This is a genomic window from Rhodococcus sp. MEB041, assembly GCF_030208955.1.
Lineage (GTDB): Bacteria > Actinomycetota > Actinomycetes > Mycobacteriales > Mycobacteriaceae > Rhodococcoides.
Window position 1 is genome coordinate 872362 of record NZ_JARVSZ010000002.1, and the last position, 22856, is coordinate 895217.

17 protein-coding genes and 1 tRNA gene are annotated in these 22856 nt (G+C 68.2%); 13 read left to right on the top strand and 5 right to left on the bottom strand.

Annotated elements, in window-relative coordinates; genetic code table 11:
• The first annotated feature begins 32 nt into the window (after nucleotides 1-32).
• The 5 genes from QRN16_RS08085 to QRN16_RS08105 all read left to right on the top strand — a co-directional run bounded on the left by QRN16_RS08085 (nucleotide 33) and on the right by QRN16_RS08105 (nucleotide 5769).
• A complete protein-coding gene (locus QRN16_RS08085; RefSeq protein ID WP_081821256.1) occupies nucleotides 33-1397 on the top strand; it encodes a PucR family transcriptional regulator in 1365 nt (454 codons plus the stop codon).
• Nucleotides 1398-1525: 128 nt separating this feature from the next.
• Nucleotides 1526-2443: an ACP S-malonyltransferase gene (locus QRN16_RS08090; RefSeq protein ID WP_222647294.1), complete on the top strand. Its 918-nt coding sequence runs from the start codon at nucleotides 1526-1528 to the stop codon at nucleotides 2441-2443.
• 191 nt (nucleotides 2444-2634) lie between these two features.
• Nucleotides 2635-2946 carry a meromycolate extension acyl carrier protein AcpM gene (gene acpM, locus QRN16_RS08095; protein ID WP_027505756.1) on the top strand — a complete coding sequence of 104 codons (312 nt, stop codon included), beginning with the start codon at nucleotides 2635-2637 and terminating at the stop codon, nucleotides 2944-2946.
• A gap of 8 nt (nucleotides 2947-2954) precedes the next feature.
• Nucleotides 2955-4205 (top strand): KasA/KasB family beta-ketoacyl-ACP synthase, encoded by a 1251-nt coding sequence (locus QRN16_RS08100; RefSeq protein ID WP_027505755.1) that lies wholly within the window; start codon nucleotides 2955-2957, stop codon nucleotides 4203-4205.
• A 130-nt stretch (nucleotides 4206-4335) separates the two neighbouring features.
• Entirely contained in the window at nucleotides 4336-5769 is a 1434-nt protein-coding gene (locus tag QRN16_RS08105) for an acyl-CoA carboxylase subunit beta (protein WP_222630462.1), read from the top strand.
• A 68-nt stretch (nucleotides 5770-5837) separates the two neighbouring features.
• Here QRN16_RS08105 and QRN16_RS08110 read toward each other — a convergent pair whose 3' ends face one another.
• A complete protein-coding gene (locus tag QRN16_RS08110) occupies nucleotides 5838-6341 on the bottom strand; it encodes a DUF3145 domain-containing protein (protein ID WP_027505753.1) in 504 nt (167 codons plus the stop codon).
• Between the two features lie 147 nt (nucleotides 6342-6488).
• Nucleotides 6489-7316, bottom strand: a complete 828-nt coding sequence (locus QRN16_RS08115; protein WP_285185583.1) for a serine hydrolase domain-containing protein — start codon at nucleotides 7314-7316, stop codon at nucleotides 6489-6491.
• 71 nt (nucleotides 7317-7387) lie between these two features.
• Here QRN16_RS08115 and QRN16_RS08120 point away from each other — a divergent pair, with 71 nt between their 5' ends.
• Entirely contained in the window at nucleotides 7388-9628 is a 2241-nt protein-coding gene (locus QRN16_RS08120) for a molybdopterin-dependent oxidoreductase (protein ID WP_285185585.1), read from the top strand.
• Here the strand turns inward: QRN16_RS08120 and QRN16_RS08125 are convergent.
• Nucleotides 9547-11391, bottom strand: coding sequence for a putative bifunctional diguanylate cyclase/phosphodiesterase (locus tag QRN16_RS08125; RefSeq protein ID WP_285185588.1), 1845 nt, complete (start codon nucleotides 11389-11391; stop codon nucleotides 9547-9549). The two genes, QRN16_RS08120 and QRN16_RS08125, sit on opposite strands and share 82 nt — an antisense overlap.
• A 241-nt stretch (nucleotides 11392-11632) precedes the next feature.
• Between QRN16_RS08125 and QRN16_RS08130 the strand changes: the two genes are divergently transcribed.
• From QRN16_RS08130 to QRN16_RS08145, 4 genes are all read left to right on the top strand, one after another.
• On the top strand, nucleotides 11633-12040 hold the full coding sequence (locus QRN16_RS08130) for a PAS domain S-box protein (RefSeq protein ID WP_197027788.1): 408 nt from the start codon (nucleotides 11633-11635) through the stop codon (nucleotides 12038-12040).
• Between the two features lie 69 nt (nucleotides 12041-12109).
• Complete coding sequence (locus QRN16_RS08135; protein WP_051613357.1) at nucleotides 12110-12832, top strand: hypothetical protein; 723 nt, start codon at nucleotides 12110-12112, stop codon at nucleotides 12830-12832.
• Nucleotides 12833-12854: 22 nt separating this feature from the next.
• The gene (locus tag QRN16_RS08140) at nucleotides 12855-14960 is read left to right on the top strand and encodes an Rv1355c family protein (protein WP_285185591.1); all 2106 of its coding nucleotides are present in this window, start codon (nucleotides 12855-12857) and stop codon (nucleotides 14958-14960) included.
• Between the two features lie 73 nt (nucleotides 14961-15033).
• Nucleotides 15034-16863: a putative bifunctional diguanylate cyclase/phosphodiesterase gene (locus QRN16_RS08145; protein WP_027505748.1), complete on the top strand. Its 1830-nt coding sequence runs from the start codon at nucleotides 15034-15036 to the stop codon at nucleotides 16861-16863.
• 3 nt (nucleotides 16864-16866) lie between these two features.
• Here QRN16_RS08145 and QRN16_RS08150 read toward each other — a convergent pair whose 3' ends face one another.
• Nucleotides 16867-17013, bottom strand: a complete 147-nt coding sequence (locus QRN16_RS08150; protein WP_197027787.1) for a hypothetical protein — start codon at nucleotides 17011-17013, stop codon at nucleotides 16867-16869.
• Between the two features lie 67 nt (nucleotides 17014-17080).
• On the opposite strand from QRN16_RS08150, the gene QRN16_RS08155 reads away from it, so the two are divergent.
• Both QRN16_RS08155 and QRN16_RS08160 read left to right on the top strand, forming a co-directional pair.
• A tRNA-Ile gene (locus QRN16_RS08155) sits at nucleotides 17081-17154 on the top strand.
• Nucleotides 17155-17377: 223 nt separating this feature from the next.
• A complete protein-coding gene (locus tag QRN16_RS08160) occupies nucleotides 17378-19696 on the top strand; it encodes a sensor domain-containing protein (RefSeq protein WP_285185593.1) in 2319 nt (772 codons plus the stop codon).
• A 3-nt stretch (nucleotides 19697-19699) separates the two neighbouring features.
• On the opposite strand, the gene QRN16_RS08165 is transcribed toward QRN16_RS08160, so the two are convergent.
• Complete coding sequence (locus QRN16_RS08165; protein WP_051613355.1) at nucleotides 19700-20440, bottom strand: GAF and ANTAR domain-containing protein; 741 nt, start codon at nucleotides 20438-20440, stop codon at nucleotides 19700-19702.
• A gap of 197 nt (nucleotides 20441-20637) precedes the next feature.
• Here QRN16_RS08165 and treS point away from each other — a divergent pair, with 197 nt between their 5' ends.
• On the top strand, nucleotides 20638-22821 hold the full coding sequence (gene treS / locus QRN16_RS08170) for a maltose alpha-D-glucosyltransferase (protein ID WP_285185597.1): 2184 nt from the start codon (nucleotides 20638-20640) through the stop codon (nucleotides 22819-22821).
• Nucleotides 22822-22856: the final 35 nt, after the last annotated feature.

Sequence of the window (22856 nt, forward strand, 5' to 3'; positions counted from 1 at the left end):
TTGCACCAGGCACGCCGCGTAAGTTCGTGGCCATGGCCGACATCGCTCCCGATTCCCCCGACGGTTCGCCGGAGGGGGAATCGGAGCGTGTCCGGGAACGCCGCGAGCTCCGCCGCGCCGCCGCGGAGGCCCACCGACCCGGTGGCGCGATCCGCGCGAGACAACAACGAGTCCCGCTTCCCGATGCACTGCTGCGACGGGTGAAACAGTTCTCCAGCAGGCTCTCCACCGAGGCGCTGACCCAGATGCAGGATCAGCTGCCGTTCGTGAGCGACCTCGATGCGTCGCAGCGCGCGAGTGTGCAGATGCTCGTGCAGACGGCCGTCGTCAACTTCCTCGAGTGGTTGCAGAACCCCGACAGCGACATCCGCTTCAGCCTCGACGCGTTCCAGGTCATCCCGCAGGATCTGGCGCGGCGCCTGACTCTGCGGCAGACCGTCGACATGGTGCGGGTCGCCATGGAGTTCTTCGAGCAGTGGCTCCCGGCCCTGGCGCGCAACGATCAGCAACTCGTCGCGCTCACGGAAGCAGTGCTGCGCTACGGGCGCGAGCTCGGATTCGCCGCCGCGTCGGTGTACGCGAGCGCGGCCGAGTCGCGTGGCGCGTGGGACACCCGGCTCGAGGCCCTCGTGGTGGACGCCGTCGTCCGCGGCGACACCGGCTCGGACATGCTCTCGCGTGCCGCGACCCTCAACTGGGACGCGACCGCGCCGGCCACCGTGCTCGTCGGATCGCCTCCACCGGATCAGGGCGTCTCCGTCGTCGGGACCGTGCACACGGTGGCGCAGCGCCACCATCGCGCCGCGCTCGCCGTCGTGCAGGGCACGCGTCTGGTCATGGTGGTCTCCGGTCATCTTTCCGGCGACCCGACCAGTGCCGCCTTCCTCGACGACCTCATGCGCAACTTCTCCGACACCCCGGTGGTCATCGGCCCGACGACCCGCACCCTCGGCGCCGCGCACTCGAGTGCCGTGGAGGCGTTCGCGGGGATGCAGGCGGTGGTCGGATGGCGGGGAGCACCGCGGCCGGTGCACGCGGGTGAACTACTACCGGAACGAGCGTTGCTGGGCGATCAGGCGGCGGTCACGTCGCTCAACGAGCTCATCGTCCAGCCGCTCCAGGCTGCCGGATCGGCACTCTCGGACACGCTCGATGCGTATCTCGATTGCGGCGGAGCGGTCGAGACGTGTGCCAGGTCACTGTTTGTTCATCCAAATACTGTGCGATATCGGCTCAAGCGAATCGCGGAGGTGACTGGTCGGGATCCGACCAATGCCCGTGATGCGTACGTCCTGAGAATCGCGGCAACAGTGGGTCGCCTGTCGCAATCCCATAACGAAAGCCCATCACCGATAACAACAGTCACAGCCGGAACATTTGGGAATCTCATACAGTAACGGATCTTGCGCCAGGAACGATGCGACCCATCCTGCAGGGCGTTTGTAGGGTTCTGACAAATACGACCGACAAGGTTCATCGCGTAGAACATCTCCTGAAACGGCCTTCACAGTGTTTTCTTAGTTCCGTGATTGCAGTGCTTTCGCCCGGACAGGGCTCTCAGACACCCGGCATGCTCGTGCCGTGGCTCGGACTCCCCGGGGCCGCGGATCGTCTCGCCCTCTGGTCGCAGGCGTCGGGCCTCGACCTGACGCGGCTCGGAACCACCGCCACGGCGGAGGAGATCACCGACACCGCCGTGACCCAGCCGCTCGTCGTGGCCGCTGCGCTCCTCGCTTTCGAGGAGATCGAGCGGACGCACGGACTGCCGGAGAACATGGTCGTCGCCGGCCACTCCGTCGGTGAACTCGCCGCAGCCGCCGTCGCGGGCGTCATCTCCGCCGACGACGCCGTCGCTCTCGCCGCGATCCGCGGCGCCGAGATGGCCAAGGCCTGCGCACTGGCTCCGACCGGCATGTCCGCCGTACTCGGTGGCGACGAGGACGCGGTCCTCGAGCGTCTGACCGAGCTCGGCCTCGAGGCCGCCAACCGGAACGCCGCCGGCCAGATCGTGGCCGCCGGTCTCCTCACCGACCTCGCCGAGCTCGCCGCGAACCCGCCCGAGAAGGCACGCATTCGCCCGCTGCCCGTCGCCGGCGCGTTCCACACGCGCTTCATGGCACCCGCGCAGGACGCCGTGGTCGCCGCAGCTGCCTCCATCACGCCGTCCGATCCGACGCGTCGCCTGCTCTCCAACCTCGACGGCCGCGAGATCACCTCCGGCGCGGACGCACTGGCCAAGCTCGCCGGCCAGGTCACCCGGCCCGTCCGGTGGGATCTGTGCACAGCGACGCTGCGCGCGGCCGAGGTCGCCTCGATCGTCGAGCTCCCGCCGGCCGGCACCCTCGTCGGGATCGCCAAGCGCGAGATGCGCGGCACCCCGACGGTCGCCCTCAAGACTCCGGAGGACGTCTCCGGCCTCACCGCCCCGGTATCGGTCGGTTAGGTTACTGCGCGCAACCCCGCCGGTCCGTCACGGACCGGGCCGGGGATGCGCATCGCTCACCGCACGTCGTGAGGTGAGCGGGGCCGGTACGTAGCCGGCCCGACTCGAGAACGAGCGTTCGTCGAGACAGCATCCGCACCGGCGCACAGTCGCGCCGTGTGCACAGTTCCTTACACGAAGGGAGCCACTCCGTGGCCACGCAGGAAGAACTCATCGCCGGACTCGCCGAGATCATCGAAGAGGTCACCGGCATCGAGCCGTCCGAGGTGACCGTCGAGAAGTCGTTCGTCGACGACCTGGACATCGACTCCCTCTCCATGGTCGAGATCGCAGTGCAGACCGAGGACAAGTACGGCGTCAAGATCCCCGACGAGGATCTCGCCAGCCTCCGCACCGTCGGCGACGCCGTGAACTACATCCAGAAGCTCGAAGCCGAGAACCCCGAGGCCGCCGAGGCCATCAAGGCGAAGCTCGACAACCAGAGCGACTCCGCAGGCGAGTGAGCACGACCGTGACCACGCCCAGCACAGCCAACGGGGGCTTCCGCAACGTCGTCGTGACCAGCCTGGCGGTGACCACCTCCATCGCCGGTGACGTCGACGCGACGTGGAAGGGACTGCTGAACGGGGAGAGCGGCATCGACGTGCTCGAGGACGATTTCGTCACCGAGTTCGACCTTCCGGTTCGCATCGGCGGCCATCTGGCCGTCAATCCATCGACTCTTCTCTCTCGCGTCGAGCAACGACGCATGAGCTACGTCGAGCAGATGGCATACGTCCTGGGCAAGGAGGTGTGGAAGAACGCCGGCAGCCCCGAGGTCGACTCGGAGCGGTTCGGCGTCTCTATCGGCACCGGCCTGGGCGGCGGAGACGCACTGCTCGACGCCGACAAGAAGATGCGCGAGGGCGGGTACCGCAAGGTGTCCCCGCTCGCCGTGCAGATGATCATGCCGAACGGACCGTCGGCTGTCGTGGGGCTCGACCTGGGTGCACGCGCCGGTGTCATCACACCGGTGTCGGCATGCTCGTCGGGATCGGAAGCGATCGCTCACGCATGGCGGATGATCGTCATGGGCGACGCGGACATCATGGTCACGGGTGGGGTCGAGGGACACATCGACGCGGTACCGATCGCGGCCTTCTCGATGATGCGTGCCATGAGCACACGTAACGACGATCCGCAGGCGGCCTCGCGGCCGTTCGACAAGGATCGTGACGGCTTCGTCTTCGGCGAGTCCGGTGCGCTCATGGTGATCGAGAGCGAGGAGCACGCCAAGGCTCGCGGCGCGACGATCCATGCTCGCCTTCTCGGCGCCGGCATCACCTCGGACGGGTACCACCTGGTGGCTCCCGATCCGGCCGGAACCGGTGCGGCGCGTGCGATGCGCCGGGCCATCGAGACGGCGGGACTGACGGCGCAGGACATCTCGCACGTCAACGCCCACGCCACGGCCACTCCCATCGGGGACACGGCCGAGGCCACCGCGATCAACGCTGCGGTGGGCAACCACGCATCGGTGTACGCACCGAAGTCGGCCCTCGGGCACTCCATCGGCGCTGTCGGCGCCCTGGAGTCGATCCTGACAGTGCTCAGCATCCGGGACGGGATCGTTCCGCCCACGCTGAACCTGGACAACCAGGATCCGGAGATCGACCTCGACGTCGTGTCGGGCGAGGCCCGTCGCGGCGAGATCGAATACGCACTGAACAACTCGTTCGGATTCGGTGGGCACAATGTTGCGCTCGCCTTCGGACGCCACTGACGGCTCCGCAGCCGTCACGGCGTGACAGTCGTACGCGCACGAGGGCGGAGGTCCGGCGACCGCGGTCGCCGGATCTTCGCCCGCACCACCACTCCCCTGCCGGGAGCGGCAGTATGAAGGGGAGAACACGATGACCGTCCTCGCTCCGCACACCCGCCACTCCTCGTCGCGTGACCCGCGCGACCCCCTCGCTCGTCTCGAGAAGCTCTTCGACTCCGGTACGACCACCCCGCTGCACGACCGTGACAAGTCCGGTGTGCTGGCCGCCTCGGGTGAGATCGACGGAGTCCGCACCATCGCCTACTGCTCCGACGCCACCGTCATGGGCGGCGCCATGGGAGTCGACGGCTGCAAGCACATCGTCTCCGCCATCGACGAGGCCCTGGACTCCGGAGCGCCCATCGTCGGCATCTGGCACTCCGGTGGGGCCCGTCTCGCCGAGGGCGTCGAGGCTCTGCACGCCGTCGGGCTGGTCTTCGAGGCCATGGTGCGTGCGTCGGGCACCGTTCCGCAGATCTCGGTCGTGCTCGGATTCGCCGCCGGCGGCGCCGCGTACGGCCCCGCGCTCACCGACGTCGTGATCATGGCCCCCGAGGGCCGGGTCTTCGTGACCGGTCCCGACGTGGTGCGCAGCGTCACCGGCGAGCAGGTCGACATGGCCTCGCTCGGTGGGCCCGACACCCACTTCCGCAAGTCCGGCGTCTGCCACATCGTCGCCGACGACGAACTCGACGCCCTCGCACGGGGACGTCGGCTCGTGTCGATGTTCAGTGAGCAGGGCGAGTTCGACCTGGCCGCCGCCCAGCACGGCGACACCGATCTCAAGGCACTCCTGCCCGCGTCGAACCGCCGCGCGTACGACGTGCACCCGGTCGTCCACGAGCTCCTCGACAACGTCGAGGGCGAGTCGTCCTTCGAGGAGTTCCAGGGTGGTTGGGCGCGCAGCATCGTCACCGGGCTCGGCCGCCTCGGCGGTCGCTCGGTCGGTGTCATCGCCAACAACCCGATCCGCCTCGGTGGGTGCCTCAACTCCGAGTCCGCCGAGAAGGCCGCCCGCTTCGTCCGCCTGTGCGATGCCTTCGGCATCCCGCTCGTCGTCGTCGTGGACGTCCCCGGATACCTGCCAGGCGTCAGCATGGAGTGGGAGGGCGTGGTCCGCCGCGGTGCCAAGCTGCTGCACGCGTTCGCCGAGGCCACCGTGCCCCGCGTGACACTGGTGACCCGCAAGATCTACGGCGGCGCGTACATCGCGATGAACTCACGGGCTCTCGGAGCAACGGCCGTCTACGCCTGGCCGGAGTCCGAGGTCGCGGTCATGGGCGCCAAGGCGGCCGTGGGCATCCTGCACAAGAAGGCACTGGCAGCGGCGCCCGATCACGAGCGCGAGGCGCTGCACGACCGTCTGACGGCCGAGCACGAGGCCATCGCCGGTGGTGTCGAGCGGGCCGTGGGCATCGGCGTCGTGGACGCGATCATCGATCCGGCCGCCACCCGCAGCACTCTCACCCGCGCGCTGGCGGACGCCCCGGCGCGCCGTGGTCGCCACAAGAACATCCCGCTCTGAGTGGCGTCGCCCCGTGAGCCTTTTGCGCATCCCTGGATGCGCAAAAGGCTCACGGGGCCGGAGGCCCACTAACTCGCGAGCCAGGTGACCTCTCCACCGACTCCACCGAGACGGAACTGTTCGAGCTCCGCGTCCCAGGCGGTACCGAGAACGTGATCCAGCTGCGCGTACACGTCGCCGCGTCCCTGTTCGAGGATCGACCGCAGTCGCTGCTCGCCCACCATGACGTCGCCGTTGGCACTGGTGGCGCCGTGCCACAGGCCGAGGCCGGGCACGTGCGCGAAGCGTTCGCCGTCGACACCCTCACTGGGGTCCTCGGTGACCTCGAAACGCAGCATCTGCCATGAGCGCAGCACGCTGGCCAACCGGGCGCCGGTGCCCACGGGGCCGGTCCAGTTGGTGGTGGCCCGCAGTTGACCGTCGAATGCGGGCTGCGCGGTCCACTTGAGATTTGCTCGGCAGTCGAGCGCATCGGACAGCGCCCATTCGACATGCGGGCACAGCGCGGCCGGCGACGAGTGAATGTAGACGACACCCGTGGTCGAGTCCGCGAATTGGTTCAGTGCGTTCACCGTTGCCTCCAGCTTCGACGAGGGACGTCTTCCCCAACGGCCTGACGCGTCTGCTGATGTACGGCTTCTACCAGTGTGCCTCGAGTTACCCCTGTTACACCAGTCGTTCGGTGTGTCGGGTGGGTTCCGGCGGCGTGTCGCGGCGGGTCACACGCCCGCGAGCACCGTGTCACCCAACGCGGTCCACAACGGCTTGGCCCAGTCCCCGAAGGCGCGGTCGGCGAGCACGACGCACGAGACGCGGGCTTCGGGGTCCACCCAGAGGAACGTTCCCGACTGCCCGAAGTGCCCGAACGTGCGCGCCGAGTTCGTCTCCCCCGTCCAGTGCGGCGACTTGTGATCACGGAGCTCGAAGCCCAGACCCCAGTCGTTGGGTCGCTGCGACCCGTACCCGGGGAGGATGCCTCCGAGTCCCTCGAACTGCACGCTCGTCGCCTCGTCGACGGTCTGGCCGGAGACGAGCGTCGGTGCGAGCAGTTCTGCCGCGAACGCCTCCATGTCGCGGAGATTGGACCGGGCTCCGTGGCCGGCCGACCCGTGCAGCTCGGTCGAGGTCATACCCAACGGTTCGAGCACGGCGGCGGACAGGTACTCCCCGAACTCGATGCCGGAGCGCTCGGTCACGTGCTCCGCCAGGATCTCGAAGCCGGCGCTCGAGTAGATGCGCTTCGTCCCCGGCGCCGTGGTGGGCCGTCGATCGTCGAACGCGACTCCCGAGGTGTGGGCGAGAAGGTGTCGGACAGTGGATCCTTCGGGTCCCGCCGCCTCGTCGAGCTCGACGGCACCCTCCTCCACCGCGACGAGCGCCGCGTAGGCGACGAGGAGCTTGGTGACCGAGGCCAGTTCCTGCACGCGATCCCGATCACCGTGCCGCGCGGCCACGTCGGGACAGTCGGTGATCACCGCGGCCGACACCGCCGGGACCGGCCAGTCGGTGAGTGAGGACAGAATCTCGGATGCGTTGCCGGTGACCACGAGCCCGACTGTAATTCACACTCGTCACAGAATCTCGATGCGTCCGGGTACACGCGACTAGCGTGCGTGGAATGACCTCGGCTGGAACCACCCGCACCGCCCACGGCACCTGCACCCTCTGCGAGGCCATGTGCGGACTCGAGTACACGGTGACCGACGAGGGTGTGCAGTCCGTCCGCGGGGACAAGAAGGATCCGTTGTCCCGCGGACACATCTGCCCCAAGGCGACTGCGCTCGTCGACATCCTGAACGACCCCGACCGTGTCCGCCGACCGCTGCAGCGCACCGAGTCGGGGTGGCGCGAGATCGGGTGGGACGAGGCGGTGGACCTCGTGGCCCGACGCCTGTCCGCCATCCGTGACGAGCACGGCGCCGACGCCGTGGGTGTCTACGCGGGCAACCCCAACGTGCACAGTCTCGGCGCCATGACCCACGGCATCCCGTTCCTGTCGATGCTGCGCACCCGCAACCGGTACTCCGCCACGTCGCTGGACCAGTTGCCGCACCAGCTGACCAACATGTTGTTCTACGGGCATCAGCTCCGTCAGCCGATCGCCGACATCGACAACACCGACTTCTTCCTCGTCCTGGGCGCCAACCCGATGGCGTCGAACGGATCCATGATGACGGTGCCCGATTTCGGGAAGCGGGTGAAGGAACTGCGCGCACGTGGCGGGCGCATGGTGGTGATCGACCCGAGGCGCACCGAGACGGCGGACGTCGCCGACACCCACCACTTCATCCGTCCCGGCACGGATGCTCATCTGCTGCTGGCGCTCGTTCACGTCGTCCTGGCCGACGGCGCCGCTACCCCCGCCCCGTACGTCGACGGCGTCGAGGGTGTGACCGAGGCGGTGGCGGCGTTCACGCCCGAGGCCGTGGCACCTCTCACCGGTATCGACGCCGACGTGATCCGCACGCTGGCACGCGATCTCGCGAGCGCCGGATCGGCCGCGGTCTACGGCCGGATGGGTGTCTCCACCCAGGAGTTCGGCACCGTGTGCCAGTGGGCAGTGCACGTCCTGAACATCCTGACCGGCAATCTCGACCGGGTCGGCGGCGTGCTGTTCACCGATCCGGCCGTCGACCTGATCGCGAACAAGATCACCGGCCGCGGTCATTTCGACAAGTGGCGCAGCCGGGTGCGGGATCTGCCCGAGTTCAGTGGCGAGCTCCCGGCGTCGACCCTCGTGGACGAGATGACCACCGACGGGCCCGGGCGCGTCCGCGCCATGGTGGTGGCGTCGGGCAACCCGGTGCTGTCGATGCCGGGCGGCCCCCGGCTCGACGACGCGTTCGCCGGGCTCGATTTCATGGTGTCCTTCGACATCTACGTCAACGAGACCTCACGCCACGCCGACATCATCCTGCCGTCCACGGTGGCCCTCGAGCGGGACCACTACGACCTGATCTTCTCGACGTTCGCGGTGCGGAACACCGCCAAGTTCAATCCGGCCGTCCTGCCGAAAGAGGCCGACGCGCGCCACGACTGGGAGATCTTCCGCGATCTGAGTCTGCGCTACGCCGCCGTCCGCCGCCGCGGAACGCGTGCGCGGACCCTGGGTCGGGTGAACGCCGCGGCCGTGGTCCGTGAGGTGCGCACTCGGCTGTCCCCCGCCCGAACGGTCGAACTCCTGCTGCTGCGCGCTCGCGGGGTCACTCTGCGGACACTTCGTAAGAACCCGCACGGCACCGACCTCGGTCCGCTGCGTCCCGGTCTGCCGGGCAAGCTGCTCACCCGCGATCGGCGTATCGGTCTGATGCACGACGTGATCACCCCGGACATCGACAGACTGCGGAGCGCTCTACTCGCCGCGACGCCGTCCGCGGACGGCGAACTGCTCCTGATCGGGCGCCGCCACGTTCGCAGCAACAACTCGTGGATGCACAACGCGCCGCGTCTCGTGAAGGGCAAGCCGCGCCACGGTCTGCTGGCACATCCCGCCGATCTCGACCGTCTCGGCATCGCCGACGGGGACACCGTCGAGGTCGTGTCCGCCGCCGGCTCCGTGCGCATCGAGGTGACGGCGAGCGACTCGGTGATGCCCGGCGTCGTGAGCATCCCGCACGGTTTCGGGCATGACCGCGACGGTGTGCGACTGACGGTGGCCCGCGACGTCCGCGGACCGAGCGTCAACGACCTCACCGATCCGGACCGCGTCGAGGGCGTCGCGGGAAATGCCGTCCTCAACGGTGTCCCGGTGACGCTCCGGCTCGTCAGGACCGACGATCAGGACACGTCGAGCAGCCGGGTCCCGTCGACGAGCAGCGAGCGGAGGGTGGGTTCGTCGACGGGCGGACAGATGGCGTGACCCTGCGCGCGGTGGCAGCCCAGCTCGACCAGAGTGCGCGCCGCCGCGGACGTCTCGACTCCGTTGGCGACGACGTCGAGCCGGAGTGACCGAGCAAGTCCGATCATGACCGAGACGAGCGCACGATCGTCGCCGTCCACGCCGAGCCCGTCGGTGAAGTGCCTGTCGATCTTGAGCACGTCGAGCGGCAACCTCTTGAGATGCAGCAGTGACGAGTAGCCGACACCGAAGTGGTCGATGGCCGTCCTGATTCCCCTGTCGCGCAGGGAGGTGAGGGCTGCGCCCGATCGCGCCACCGAATCCACCACCGCGACCTCGGACAGCTCCAGGCAGAAGCAGGCCGGGTCGATCCCGTGGGTCCGCAGGACGTCCGCCACCTCCTGCGCGAAGTCGCGCACGGCGAGGTGGACCGGTGAGATGTTCACGCGCAGAACCAGGTCGGTGCGACCCGTGGCGTCCCGCCAGCTCACATACGCCCGGCACGCCGCATCGATGACCCAGCGCCCGAGTTCCGGGGCGAGGTTCGCCGCGTCGGCGATGGGCACGAACACGTCGGGCCCGAGCATGCCGCGGGTCGGATGCGGCCAGCGGACGAGAGCTTCCACTGCGGTGATCTCACCGGAACGCAGGTCCACCTCGGGTTGGAAGTGCAGCACCAACCGGTCGTGGGAGATGGCATGGCCCAGCGTCAGCTCGACGTCGGTCCGGAGGTCGTTGGTCGCCGCGATCTCGTCCGAGTAGAGGACGACGCCGTTGCCACCCGACGACTTCACGTGCAGCGCCGCCTGATCCGCCCGGCGCAGCATCTCCGACGGATCCGCGGTTCCCACGGCCACGCCGATACTCGCGGTGCGGGTCACCCTGTCGTCCCCCACCACCATCGGCTCGGCGACCACCGACCGGACCATCTCCGCACGCTCCGCACCGTCCTCGGCCGTGGGCGCACCACCGAGGACGACGACGAACTCGTCCCCGCCGAGCCTCGCCACCACGTCCCCGTCCGGCAGTCGGCGGCGGATGCGGTCCGCGACGGTGCGCAGGAACTCGTCACCCATGCGATGGCCGAGGAAGTCGTTGAGAGCGGCCAGCCGGTCGATGTCCACGAACAGCACGCCCACCGCGGTGCCGTCGCCGGCGCGCCCGTCGAGCAGCTCGGTCAGCCCGTGACGGTTCATCAGCCCGGTCAGTTCGTCGATCATCGCGGTGTGGCGCAGTTCGTTCTCCGCGGCCACGCGCCTCTGCACCTGGGCGAGCATCGCTCCGACCGCAGTGACGGCCTCGAGCTCCTCCGCGGTCCACTCGCGGTCGGCGAATCGAACGAAACCCAGGACGCCCAGGGTGCGGCCGTCGCCGACCAGGGGTACCGCGACCATCGTGGTCGCCGGAACCCCTGATGCGTCCTTCACCCGGTCGCGGTAGTTCTCGGGCTGATCGCTCGGCCTGTAGATCTCGACCTCGGTCTGGCTGCGCGACCGGGCGAACACGGGATCCGCTCTGTCGAAGTACACGACGCCCAACGGATCCGGGTCGGGAACGACGGGCCGCGGGGGCCACTCCGCGACGAGAATCGACGCGTCGATGCGCTCGTCGTTGTGCCGGAGAAAGCACGTGTCCATCCCGAAATCGGTGGACAGGTCTCGGAGCAGCGCCCGGTACGCCTCGACGACGTTCGCGGAGTCGGCACCGAGCAACCGCGTCGCCAACTCGGACACGAGCGTGTTGAGGGGCCGCCGGACACTCGTCCGACCTTCCATCCGATCCATGACTTCTCCTGAAATCCCCTGATCGGCCCGATGCCCCCGCACGGCCGTCACCACCCCGCCCGGTCGATGCAGCGTGTCGTACTCGCAGCTCGAGGCATCTTCCGCGCATTCTGATCAACATCTGATCCGAAAATGCAGTGACCTGCAACTCATGACATCACACATAAAAACCGACTCTTTACCGGTTTTGCCTCAGTTGCACCGTGGCAGAACCGTAAGTCACTGTGCCACTATCGGTCCCATGTCGGACCTGGTATCGATGAATACGTCAGCGAGCTCGGTCACGGCTGCCCCTGACCTCTCGTCCCTGTACTACCGAGTCGTGCGGTCCGACCGGGCGACGACGGTGCACGACGGCTCCGGCGCTCTCGCGTTCTACAACTCCGCGTGCAGCAACCTGCTCGGCTACGACTCGGGTGAGCTCGCGCTGCTCGGATCGTCCGCAGTGCTCCATCCTGCCGACACCGAGGCCCTCGCCGATGCGACCGCGCGGGCGTTTGCCGCCCTCGACGGCTCGGCCGACGCTCGGCTCCGGCTGGTCCGCAAGGACGGTGGGGCCGTCGAGGTGGATCTCGAACTCTCCCGGGTACAGGTCGGGGACCGTCGATACCTGCTCGTCGAGTCGACGCCGGTCGCCCCCGCGGCCTGACTCGCCGGGCCGGAGGCACGACCGCTGAACCCCGGTGGACGACCATCCCGAGTACAGGAGCGCCAGACCATGACGGCCCCGCCACTCTCGACCACGCACACACGCCCCACACACGCCTTCGGGTACTACGACGATCCGGTGTTCGAGTGCACCGTGGTCGCCACCTCTCCCACCTCCCGCCCGGATCTGTGGCGTCGCTACCTCGAAGGTGCTCGCATCAGTTACGAGCGGCACGACGTGTCCGTCGCCCTCGAGTACGACACCATCCGCGACGGGCGGAACACGACCATCTTCCTGTGCGCCCTGGATGCGTCCGGGCGCATGCTCGCCGGCATCCGCGTCCAGGGTCCGTACGAGCACGCCCGTCAGACGCACGCCGACCTGGAGTGGCAACGGAACCCGTTGGCGCGGAACGTCTTGCGAGACGCTGTCAACGACCGTCTGCGAGAGGGAGTCATCGAGCTCAAATCGGGCTGGGTGGATCGTGCAGCGCCACGGGACAAGCGTCTCGTCGACATGATCGCGCACGCAGGGCCGCTGGCGTGCTCGTTGCTCGGGGTGCGTTTCGCACTCTCCACCGCTGCGGACCATGCCGTGTCGATGTGGCAGAAGTCGGGGGCCGTGGTGGCCGATACGATCGACCCCACGCCGTATCCGGACGACCGCTACAGCACGAGGGCCCTCTGGTGGGATCTGAACACGTTCCGAGAGACCGCTCACGCGCATCACGCTCGACGGATCGACGACGCGGCAGCGCAACTGGTCCACACCTGGTCCACGGGAACGACATAGGCCCGACACGAAGGAGCGACTCGTGACCGATGCGCTGACAGGCTCTGCTGCACTCGTTCTCGATCCACACTCGGAGAACGATCGAGCGGTCGTCGAGTCTCTGCTCGGCGACGGTGTGACCGTCGTTCTCGACACACTCGACGCCCAGGCACGGGGACTGTCCGCGCTGGTCCCCCGGCCCGATGACGACGTTCTGGACGAATCCCCTCGCTGGGTGCACTATCCGTGGCGCCGCACGCTCGTCCGCGTTCTCGGGCCTCGCGGGTTCCGGCGGCTCCGGCTCGACCGCAACCGCAACAAGATCACTGCCGAGGAGCAGGACCGGTTCGGCGCGGCGAAGATCGGCGTCGTGGGTCTCAGCGTGGGGCACGCGGTCGCGCACACCCTGGCCCTCGAGGGACTGTGCGGGGAATTGCGGGTCGCCGACTTCGACGAGTTGGAGCTCTCCAACCTCAACCGGATCCCGTCGACCGTTCTCGACCTGGGCGAGAGCAAGACCGACATCGTCTCCCGGCGCATCGCCGAGCTGGACCCTTACCTGTCCGTGCGCGTCGAAGCACGCGGCATCACCGCCGACACGGTCGACGACTTCCTGGACGGCCTCGACATCGTCGTCGAGGAATGCGATTCCCTCGACGTGAAGGTCCTGCTGCGTGAAGCCGCCAAGCGGCATCGCATCCCGGTGATCATGGAGACCAGCGACCGCGGACTTCTCGACGTGGAACGGTTCGATCTCGAGCCCGATCGTCCGATCTTCCACGGCGCCGTCGGCACTCTCTCGTCGGGCGCCCTCAGCGGTCTCAGCACGCGCGACAAGGCACCCCACGTCATGTCGATCCTCGGTGCATCCGACGTGTCCGCGCGGTTCGCCGCGTCCATGGTCGAAGTCGACCGCACGATCTCGACGTGGCCGCAGCTAGGGAGCGACGTCGCTCTGGGAGGGGCGACGGTCGCAGCGGTGGTGCGGCGCATCGTGTTGGGCCTTTCCATACCGTCCGGTCGCACCCGTGTCGACGTCGACGGCGCTCTCGACACCCTCGGAACGACCGAGAGCGCCCGGGACCCCATCGACGAGCCGGCACCGACGACGGCGCCCACGACACCGACCTCGGTCGTGGACTCGATGGTGGAGGCCGCTCGGCGCGCACCGTCCGGCGGCAACGTTCAGCCGTGGATCGTGACCACGTCCGACGACGTCGTCACGATCACGCTCGATCCTCTGCGCACCACCGGTCTCGATGTCGCGCACCGCGGGAGCCGAATCGCCCTGGGCGCCGCGGTGTTCAACGCTCGGGTCGCCGCGGCCCGAGCCGGACTCACGGCGGTGCCGACCGTCGTCGACGAGGGGGACGGTCGCGTACGCGTCGACCTGACACTGGCGCGAAGGCCGGACACTGCCCTCGCTCCCCTCCACGAGGCCATGATGCGGCGTTCGACGAACCGTCATCCGGGCACACCGACCGCACTGGCCGACGAGGTCGTGCGCGACCTGCGCGCGGCGGCTGCAGCGGAGGACGGCTCAGCGATCGTGATCACGGGTCGGGCGGCGCTGTCCGAGATCGGCGAGATCCTGGCGGAATCGGACCGACTCCGCTACCTCACCACCACGCTGCACGCCGAGATGATGTCCGAACTGCGGTGGCCCGGAGACGACGACCCGGACACCGGTATCGATGTCGCCACTCTGGCCCTCGACGCCACCGACCTGGTCAAGCTCGACGTCGCCCGACGACCCGACGTGATGCGTCTTCTCGCGGACTGGGACACCGGCACGGCGTTGGGCGACGACACGCGCGCTCGGATGGCGACCACGTCCGCGGTACTCGTCGTGTTCGCGCCGGGAACCACCGGCCGCGATCACGTCGTCGCCGGCGGTGCAGTGGAACGTGCGTGGATCACGGCCGAGTTGCACGGTCTGGCAGTTCATCCCGTGTCTCCCGTGTTCCTCTACGCCTCGGAGGAGCACGAATTCGACGCTCTGTCCCCGCGTTACGCCGAGCGACTACGCGCACTGCGTCACCGCTTCCTCGATACCGCTGGTCAGCCGCGAGACAAAACGGTCGGCCTCGTATTGCGACTGTCTCACTGCGCAATTCCCGCCGTTCGAAGTCGGCGTCGACCTCGCTGACGGCACTCTTCGCGGTACAGTCGGCTGAACGAGTGCAGTCCAGCGCTCCGCAGCCACGGGAGGAGACCCGACGTTGGAGCGCCGTCCGAGCTTCGACGTGCTGGTGACCCGGGTGGCGACCCATCTGATCGGCGTCAACGCCGCCACGGTCGGTGCGGGCTACGAGAAGGTCCTCTCGAATCTCGTCGACTACTTCGACGTGGACGCCGCCTATCTCCGGCATCACGACGCGCAACGCCGTGCCACCGTGATGGTGGCGGAGTGGCCCGCGCGTACCGACGTCCCTGATCCCGACCCACTGGGGACCGTCACCTTTCGTGACGCCGACCCCGTGTTCGCCGCGACGGAGCACCTCAAGGAGCCGCTGCTCTTCCGCCCCGATCCCGCCATGGAGGACTACCGCCGACGCGTCGAGAGTGCCTCGGGTTACCAGAGCATCTCGATGGCATCGGTCCCGCTCGTCACCCGCGACACGACGACCGGAACCCTGGGGTTGGTCGCGTCGGGCGACCGCGAGTGGTCCGACGAGGAGGTCGAGGCGCTGAAAGCGATCGCCACCCTCTTCTCCCAACTGCAGGCTCGGATCGACGCCGAGGAGCACCTGCGGTGGGCCGCCACGCACGACGCGTTGACGGGGTTGCTCAACCGGCGGGGTGTCTCGGAGCTGCTGTCCGCTCGACTCGCCGGGGGCGGTGACGCATTCGCGGTGCTCTACTTCGACCTCGATCGCCTCAAGGCCCTGAACGATTTCCTGGGGCACTCGGCCGGTGACACGTTCCTCCGCACGGTCGGTGCACGGCTGCAGCGGCATTCGGACGCGGACACTCTTCTCGCACGGTGGGGCGGCGACGAGTTCGTGGTCGTTCTTCCCGGTCCGATGACGGAGGACGACGCGTACGCCGAGGCCTGCCGCATTCTCACCGTGGTGACCGCACGGGTCGACATGGCGGGCGAGTACGTCTCACGTACCGCCAGTATCGGTGTCGCACTGGGCATCCCCGGCAGCGGTACGGTCGATTCGGTGATCGCGGACGCCGACCAGGCTGCGCTGGCCGCCAAAACGGCCGGGGGCAATCAGGTCTCGCTGTTCAGTTCCGAGATCCGCGAACGCAACGAGTTGCAGAACGACATCGAGCTGCATCTGCGCGCAGCGATCGAGGGCGAGTCACTGCTCCTGTACTTCCAACCCGAGATCGACCTCACGACCGACCGCATCACCGCGGTCGAGGCCCTGGTGCGGTGGCAGCATCCCACCCGGGGCATGCTGCCGCCCGTCGAGTTCATCGCCATCGCCGAGGCCGTCAACCTGGCCACCGACCTCGGACGGTGGGTGCTCCACACCGCGTGCAGAACGTACGCGTCGTGGCGCTCGACGTTGGGAACACTGGACATCGCACTGCGGGTCAATGTGTCACCCGCACAGTTGGTCTCGCTCGACTTCGTGCACACCGTACGAGAGGCGTTGTCCCGGTACTCCCTCGAGCCGCAGTACCTGTGCATCGAGATCACCGAGGTGGCGGTGGTCCACGACATCGTCCTGGCCGCACGGGCTCTGCGCGACATCCGTGCACTCGGGGTACGCGTGGCCATCGACGACTTCGGCACCGGGTACAGCTCGCTCTCGCATCTCAAGACGCTGCCGGTCGACGCCGTCAAGATCGATCGCGAGTTCGTCACCCACCTCGCGACCAGTAGGGACGACCGCGCGATCGTCGAGGCCGTCACCGCCCTCGCTCGGGCCTACGACCTCGACCTCATCGCGGAGGGGCTCGAGGACGTCGACGCCCGTGCCGTGTTGCTGGAACTGGGGTGCTCGCGCGCGCAGGGGTACCTCTACGCCCGCCCCCAGCCCGCCGACGTCGTCCTCGAGATGCTGCGAGTCGGAACGCTCACACCGAGCTGAACGTCAGCCCTCCGCCTGATCGGGCTGCGTTCCGGCCGCGTCGTCCAGTTCCGACGGGTCCGCGTCGGGGTCGCGCGAGGAGTCGTAGGGCCTCTCCGAGGAGGTCGAGGGTTCGTCGGACACGGGCGAGTCGCCGTTCGGTTCGGTCATGCGGCACGCGTACCCGCGGCCGCCGTCGACAATCCCGCCCAGGTATCGTGAGCGCGCGTCAGCGCCGGGGGCGGTAGCTCAGTCGGTTAGAGCCGTGGACTCATAATCCATTGGTCGCGGGTTCGAGCCCCGCCCGCCCCACTCGGACCCTTCGCCTTCCCGCACCTCGGTCGTCAGGCCAGGACGTCCCCCTCGCCGGGACACCGTTGTCCCGACACGCACACACCGTCGTTTCGGCTGTTCGTCTGCTATATTTTGAACTCTAGGTTTGTTTCGAAGCGATCGACCCGGCTACCCGTCTGTTCGTCGACTCCGAACGGTGACGAGAGAGGCAGGACCGACGGCAGAGCCGTGAGGAACGACGATGATGCCCGACGAGGATGGATCAGACCCGCGCCCGACGCTGTCGGAGGCCTTCATGTCCTCGCGACTCGGTCTCGCGACGGTGTTCGACCATTCCCCCGACGTGGTGCTCGTGTCCACGTCCGACGGCCGGATCGTCCACGCGAATCCCGAGGCGTCGAGGACTCTCGGACTCGACGGCGGTGAGCACGGGCCGCCGGACGATCCGACCGTGGACGCCGTCGTCGTCCCCACTCCCCCCACGACGCTCACGGACATCCTCTCGGCTGTCCAGCTCCACGGAACTTGGCTCGGCCGAACAGAACTGGTGCATCACCTCACAGGAGAAAGGCTCGCGGTGTCCACCTCAGCATTCGCCGTACGCGGCCACGACGACGACTCGTCCCTGGTCGTCTCGATCCATCGCGACGCCTCTGCACAGAATGCCGACGACCATCTCCTGCAGAAGGCTCTGGACGCGTCGACCTTCCGGGCGTCCGAGCAGCGGGTCGTCGCCGAGCTGAGCAGGCTCGCTCTGCGCGGCCGGCTCGACGACCTTCTGTCGGCGGCCACCGACGCCGTCGTGACGCTGTACGGGGCGCGGTGCGCCGTCATCACCCGCGCGCACGACCTGCCTGCCACTCTCGAGATCGTCGCCGCCACGGGGGACGACGCACCGCACGATCTGTGCGCCACCGGGCCCTCCTCGATCACCGCGTTCGCCAGCCGATCGGCCACCCGGATCGTGTGGTCCGGGGACGCGCACGAGTCCAGGTTCGACGTCGCCGCCCTCGTCGCGGGTGGTGTCGAGAACGCGGTCGCCGTGCCGATCGACGGCACCGGCCAGCCGTGGGGTGTGTTGACCGTCCTCGGGGTCGACTCGCGCTATCTCTCGTCCGCCACCGGGTCGTCCGTGCCGATCATCGACATCACGACGGCGGGGCCGCCGATTCTGGTCCCGGACAATCCGATGCTCGACACCGGCGCCCTCGACACGGTGTCCGACGTCGTGTCCGCAGCCGTGCATCGTGTCGGCGTCGAGAGCGAATTGCGCTACCGCAGCCTCCGGGACCCGCTGACGGGGCTCCCCAATCGCGCACTGGCGTACGACCGCATCGAGTCCGCCGTCGAGCGGGGCGTCGCGAGGGCCACCACGACGGCCGTCATGCTCATCGACCTCGACGACTTCAAGTCCATCAACGACGGGCTGGGGCACGAGGCGGGCGACTCGGCTCTGGTGTCCATCGGCAACCGCCTCACCCGGGCATCGCGCCCCGGCGACACCGTGGCTCGCCTGGGCGGCGACGAGTTCGTGGCGGTCTGCGAGAACCTCTCCGGTCCGGAGGAGTCGATCGCCGTGGCGCAGGCCTACGCGGACGCCGTGCGGGCGGCCATCGTCGTCGACGGCAACGAACTGCGCATCACCGCGAGCATCGGCGTCGCGTTGGCGGACGACACCGTGCCCGGCAACGAGCTCATCCGCCGCGCCGACGTGGCGATGTATCGCGCGAAGGACACCGGTCGCGGGAACGTCGCGGTGTTCGACACCGACGATCGAGAGCACCGCCGCAACCAGTTGGCTCTGTCGGCCGATCTCCGGTCGGCTCTCGACAGCCAGATCCTGACGCTCGCGTACCAGCCCATCTTCGACATCGCGACCGGCCGCATCACCGCCGTGGAGGCACTCGCGCGGTGGCAGCACCCCACCCTCGGCTCGGTGAGCCCGGAGACCTTCGTCCGGATCGCCGAGCGCACGGGCCAGATCAACACCCTCGGCCTGTGGGCTCTGCACACCGCGTGCGTGCAGGCGGCGGAGTGGCAGGCCATCTCGGACGTCGGCGTGCGGGTCAACGTCAGTGCCCTGCAGCTTCGCCAGCCCGAGTTCGTGGCCAGCGTCGCCCGCATCCTCGCCAGTTCCGGTCTGCCGGTGGGCCGACTCGGCCTGGAGATCACCGAGACGGTGTGGCTCGCGGACACGGCGCAGGTGCGGGACGCCCTCACCGAACTGCACGAGATGGGCGTGTCCATCCTCCTGGACGATCTGGGCAGCGGCCACAGCTCCGTCACCTACCTCAGCCGGTATCCCGTCATCGAGGCGTTCAAGATCGATCAGACGTACATCCAGGCCATGCCGGGCAAGCAGCCCGAGGCCATCGTGTCCGCCATCGTGTCCCTGGCACACGCGTTCGACGTCGCCGTCGTCGGCGAGGGTGTCGAGTCACAGGCCCAGTTCGACCGTCTGCGGGACAGTGGTTGCGATCTGGCCCAGGGCTTCTGGCTCGCCCACCCGGCCAGCGCGAACGAGGTCACCTCGATGCTGCTGGAGCGACGCGCCGGCTGACCGTCAGCCGGCCGGATCGGTCCTGGTGGCATCGCGCACGAAGTCGGCGGCCACCTCGCGAACTCGCACGTTCCGGCGCTGCGCCTCACGCGAGAGCACGTCGAACGCCGCGTCCGCGTCGAGACCGCGCATAGCCATCAGAATGCCCTTGGCCTGCTCGATGGGGGCGCGTCGCGCCATGGCATCGCGCAGTCCGCTCACCGTGGTGGTGGCGTCGGTGTAGCGAGCATGCTCTCCGATGGCCCGTCCCACCGTGGTGGTGAGGCTGTCCAGGATGTCGGCGTCCATGTCGTCGAAGGCGTCGGCGGACGAGCCGTACAGGTTGAACGAGCCGATCACGCCGTCGAGAGTCCTGATGGGCGAGGCGAGGAACGAGTGCACACCCTCGGTGCGCGCCGCGGCCGCGAACTCCGGCCACCGCTGCTCGGTGCTGTCGCAGTCGACGACGATCGTGGTGTCGGTACGGGACGCCTCGAGGCATGGACCCTCGCCGGTCTCGTACTGCATCTCGTCCACCGCGAGGGTGGTTCTGTCGGTGTAGACCGCCGTGTACGTGGTGCCGTCGTAATCGATTGTCACGCCGCAACTGTCGGCGCCTCTGATGACGTCGTGCGCGAGATCCACCGACCGCTGCAGCAACTCGCCGAGCTCGTCCGTGTCCTCGATGCGTCGACCCAGCGAGCCGACGATCTCACCGAGTCGTTCGGGTGTCAGGCCACCTTCGGCCCGCCCTTCCGTGTCCATTGCACCATTCGATCACACGCCCGCCGATCCACCGAGGCGTGTTCGGCACACTCCGTCGGTCCGTGCGTAGTCTGAGGTGCGGTCGGCGTTTCGGTTCGTCGACCCTCGGGTAGTTCCCCGGACGGCATGCAGACCAGGCACGCCTGTGGGAGCTTCCCATCGAAGATGTCCGCGCGTCCCGTCACATCGGAGGAACAGTGGATCCGGAAGTTCAGCACGAACCCAGCGAGATCACGTACGACGAGAGCTTCTACCCGGCCAGGCCTCGCCCGTTGAAGCCGTCGGTGCGTCGTGCGTACCGCACTGCGGGCGCGCTGCCCCAGGGTGACGCCGACGCCTCCAATCCCGAGTACGTGTCGTGGCTCGTCGACCGGTCGATGCTGCACGATGCCAAGCTGATCGCGGAACAGTTGTCCGGCAAGGGCAGCATGTGGCAGAACCCCTACGCGTCGCCGGATCCGCGCGGAGCCGTCGAGCGCGCACCCGTGTGGTTCACCGCGTACCCCATCTCGCTCATCGCGGCTCCAGGACAGAGCTTTCTCGGCACGCTCGGCGACGAGGCCCTGTGGCAGGTGTTCTCGGACATCGGCATCACGGCAGTGCACACCGGCCCCGTCAAGGAGGCCGGCGGACTGCACGGGTGGCATGCCACACCGTCGGTCGACGGCCACTTCGACCGCGTCAGCATGCAGATCGACCCGGCGTTCGGCTCCGAGGAGGAGTTCCGGCGGCTGTGCGTCGTCGCGTCCGCCTACGAGGGCATCGTCATCGACGACATCGTCCCCGGACACACCGGCAAGGGTGCCGATTTCCGATTGGCGGAGATGAACGTCTCCGACTACCCCGGCATCTACCACATGGTGGAGATCGAGCCGCAGGACTGGCACCTGCTCCCCCGCGTGAAGGCGGGCCAGGACTCGGTGAACATCGACGCCGAGTCCGAGGCCAATCTCGCTCGTGCCGGGTACATCGTCGGCCAGCTCCAGCGCGTCATCTTCTACGAGATGGGCGTCAAGGAGACCAACTGGAGTGCCACGCCGGTCATCCGCGGAGTCGACGGGGTCGAGCGCCGCTGGGTGTACCTGCACTACTTCAAGGCGGGTCAGCCCTCCATCAACTGGCTCGATCCCTCGTTCGCCGGTATGCGCCTCGTCATCGGCGACGCCTGCCACTCCATCGCAGACCTCGGCGCCGGCGCACTGCGTCTCGACGCCAACGGATTCCTCGGAGTCGAGCGCCGGACCGAGGGTCCGGGATGGTCCGAGGGCCACCCGCTCTCGGAGGCCGCCAATCACCTCATCTCCAGTGTGGTGCGCAAGATGGGTGGCTTCACCTTCCAGGAGCTGAACCTCACCATCGACGACATCAAGGCGATGGGAAGCAGCGGCGCCGATCTGTCCTACGACTTCATCAACCGCCCCGCCTATCACCACGCGCTCGTCATGGGGAACACCGAGTTCCTCAGGCTCACCATGAATCTGGCGCGGGACCACGGTGTGGACACCGCCTCGCTGGTGCACGCGCTGCAGAATCACGACGAGATGACCTTCGAGCTGGTGCACTTCGCGACCCTGCACCGTGAGGACGAGTTCTCGTACGGCGGCGACGTGATCAAGGGCGGCGATCTGGGTGACCAGATCCGCGCCGAACTGTGCGAACGACTCACCGGCCGGTGGGCGCCGTACAACCGCACGTTCACCAACAACGGGATCGCCTGCACCACCGCGTCGGTCATCACGGCGTCGTTGGGCATCCGCGACCTCGACCGGATGGACGACACCGACATCGAGACGGTCAAGCGCGCCCATCTCATGCTGGCCATGTACAACGCGCTGCAACCGGGCGTGTTCGCGCTGTCCGGCTGGGACCTCACCGGCATCCTCCCGGTGCCGGCGGAGGAGGTCGCCGATCTCATCCGTGAGGGCGACACCCGCTGGATCAACCGTGGGGCTCACGACCTCATGAACACCTCGCCCGACGCCACCCGGTCGGAGTCCGGGATCCCCCGTGGCCGCAGTCTCTACGGCTCGTTGCCGAAGCAGATGAAGGACTCGACGTCGTTCGCGCGTCAGCTGTCCCGCATCCTCGATGTGCGGACGAGGTACGGCATCGCGACGGCCACCCAGCTCGACGTCCCGTCCGTGTCGCACAAGGGGCTGCTCGTCCTGGTGCACCAGCTGGGCAACGGATCCATCTCGGCGACGGTGCTGAACTTCACGGGCGACGAGATCCACGCGACGGTGCAGTCGAAGCACCTCACCGGCGGGGCCACGGTGGTGGACCTGTTCACCGACCAGGACATCGCCGTCGTCGACGAGCTGGGCAGTTTCCCGATGACCCTGCAGCCCTACCAGGGCGTCCCGGTGATGCTCAGGGGCTGATGCCGAGAGGTGGCCGGGGAAGGTTAGGCTAACCA

Bases quoted from the DNA above. Each gene is read 5' to 3' on its own strand.
- QRN16_RS08120 (WP_285185585.1), top strand. From the start codon at position 7,388: ATGACCTCGGCTGGAACCACCCGCACCGCCCACGGCACCTGCACCCTC.
- QRN16_RS08105 (WP_222630462.1), top strand. From the start codon at position 4,336: ATGACCGTCCTCGCTCCGCACACCCGCCACTCCTCGTCGCGTGACCCG.
- QRN16_RS08165 (WP_051613355.1), bottom strand. From the start codon at position 20,440: ATGGACACGGAAGGGCGGGCCGAAGGTGGCCTGACACCCGAACGACTC.
- QRN16_RS08085 (WP_081821256.1), top strand. From the start codon at position 33: ATGGCCGACATCGCTCCCGATTCCCCCGACGGTTCGCCGGAGGGGGAA.
- QRN16_RS08135 (WP_051613357.1), top strand. From the start codon at position 12,110: ATGACGGCCCCGCCACTCTCGACCACGCACACACGCCCCACACACGCC.
- QRN16_RS08130 (WP_197027788.1), top strand. From the start codon at position 11,633: ATGTCGGACCTGGTATCGATGAATACGTCAGCGAGCTCGGTCACGGCT.
- QRN16_RS08160 (WP_285185593.1), top strand. From the start codon at position 17,378: ATGATGCCCGACGAGGATGGATCAGACCCGCGCCCGACGCTGTCGGAG.
- QRN16_RS08125 (WP_285185588.1), bottom strand. From the start codon at position 11,391: ATGGATCGGATGGAAGGTCGGACGAGTGTCCGGCGGCCCCTCAACACG.
- QRN16_RS08150 (WP_197027787.1), bottom strand. From the start codon at position 17,013: ATGACCGAACCGAACGGCGACTCGCCCGTGTCCGACGAACCCTCGACC.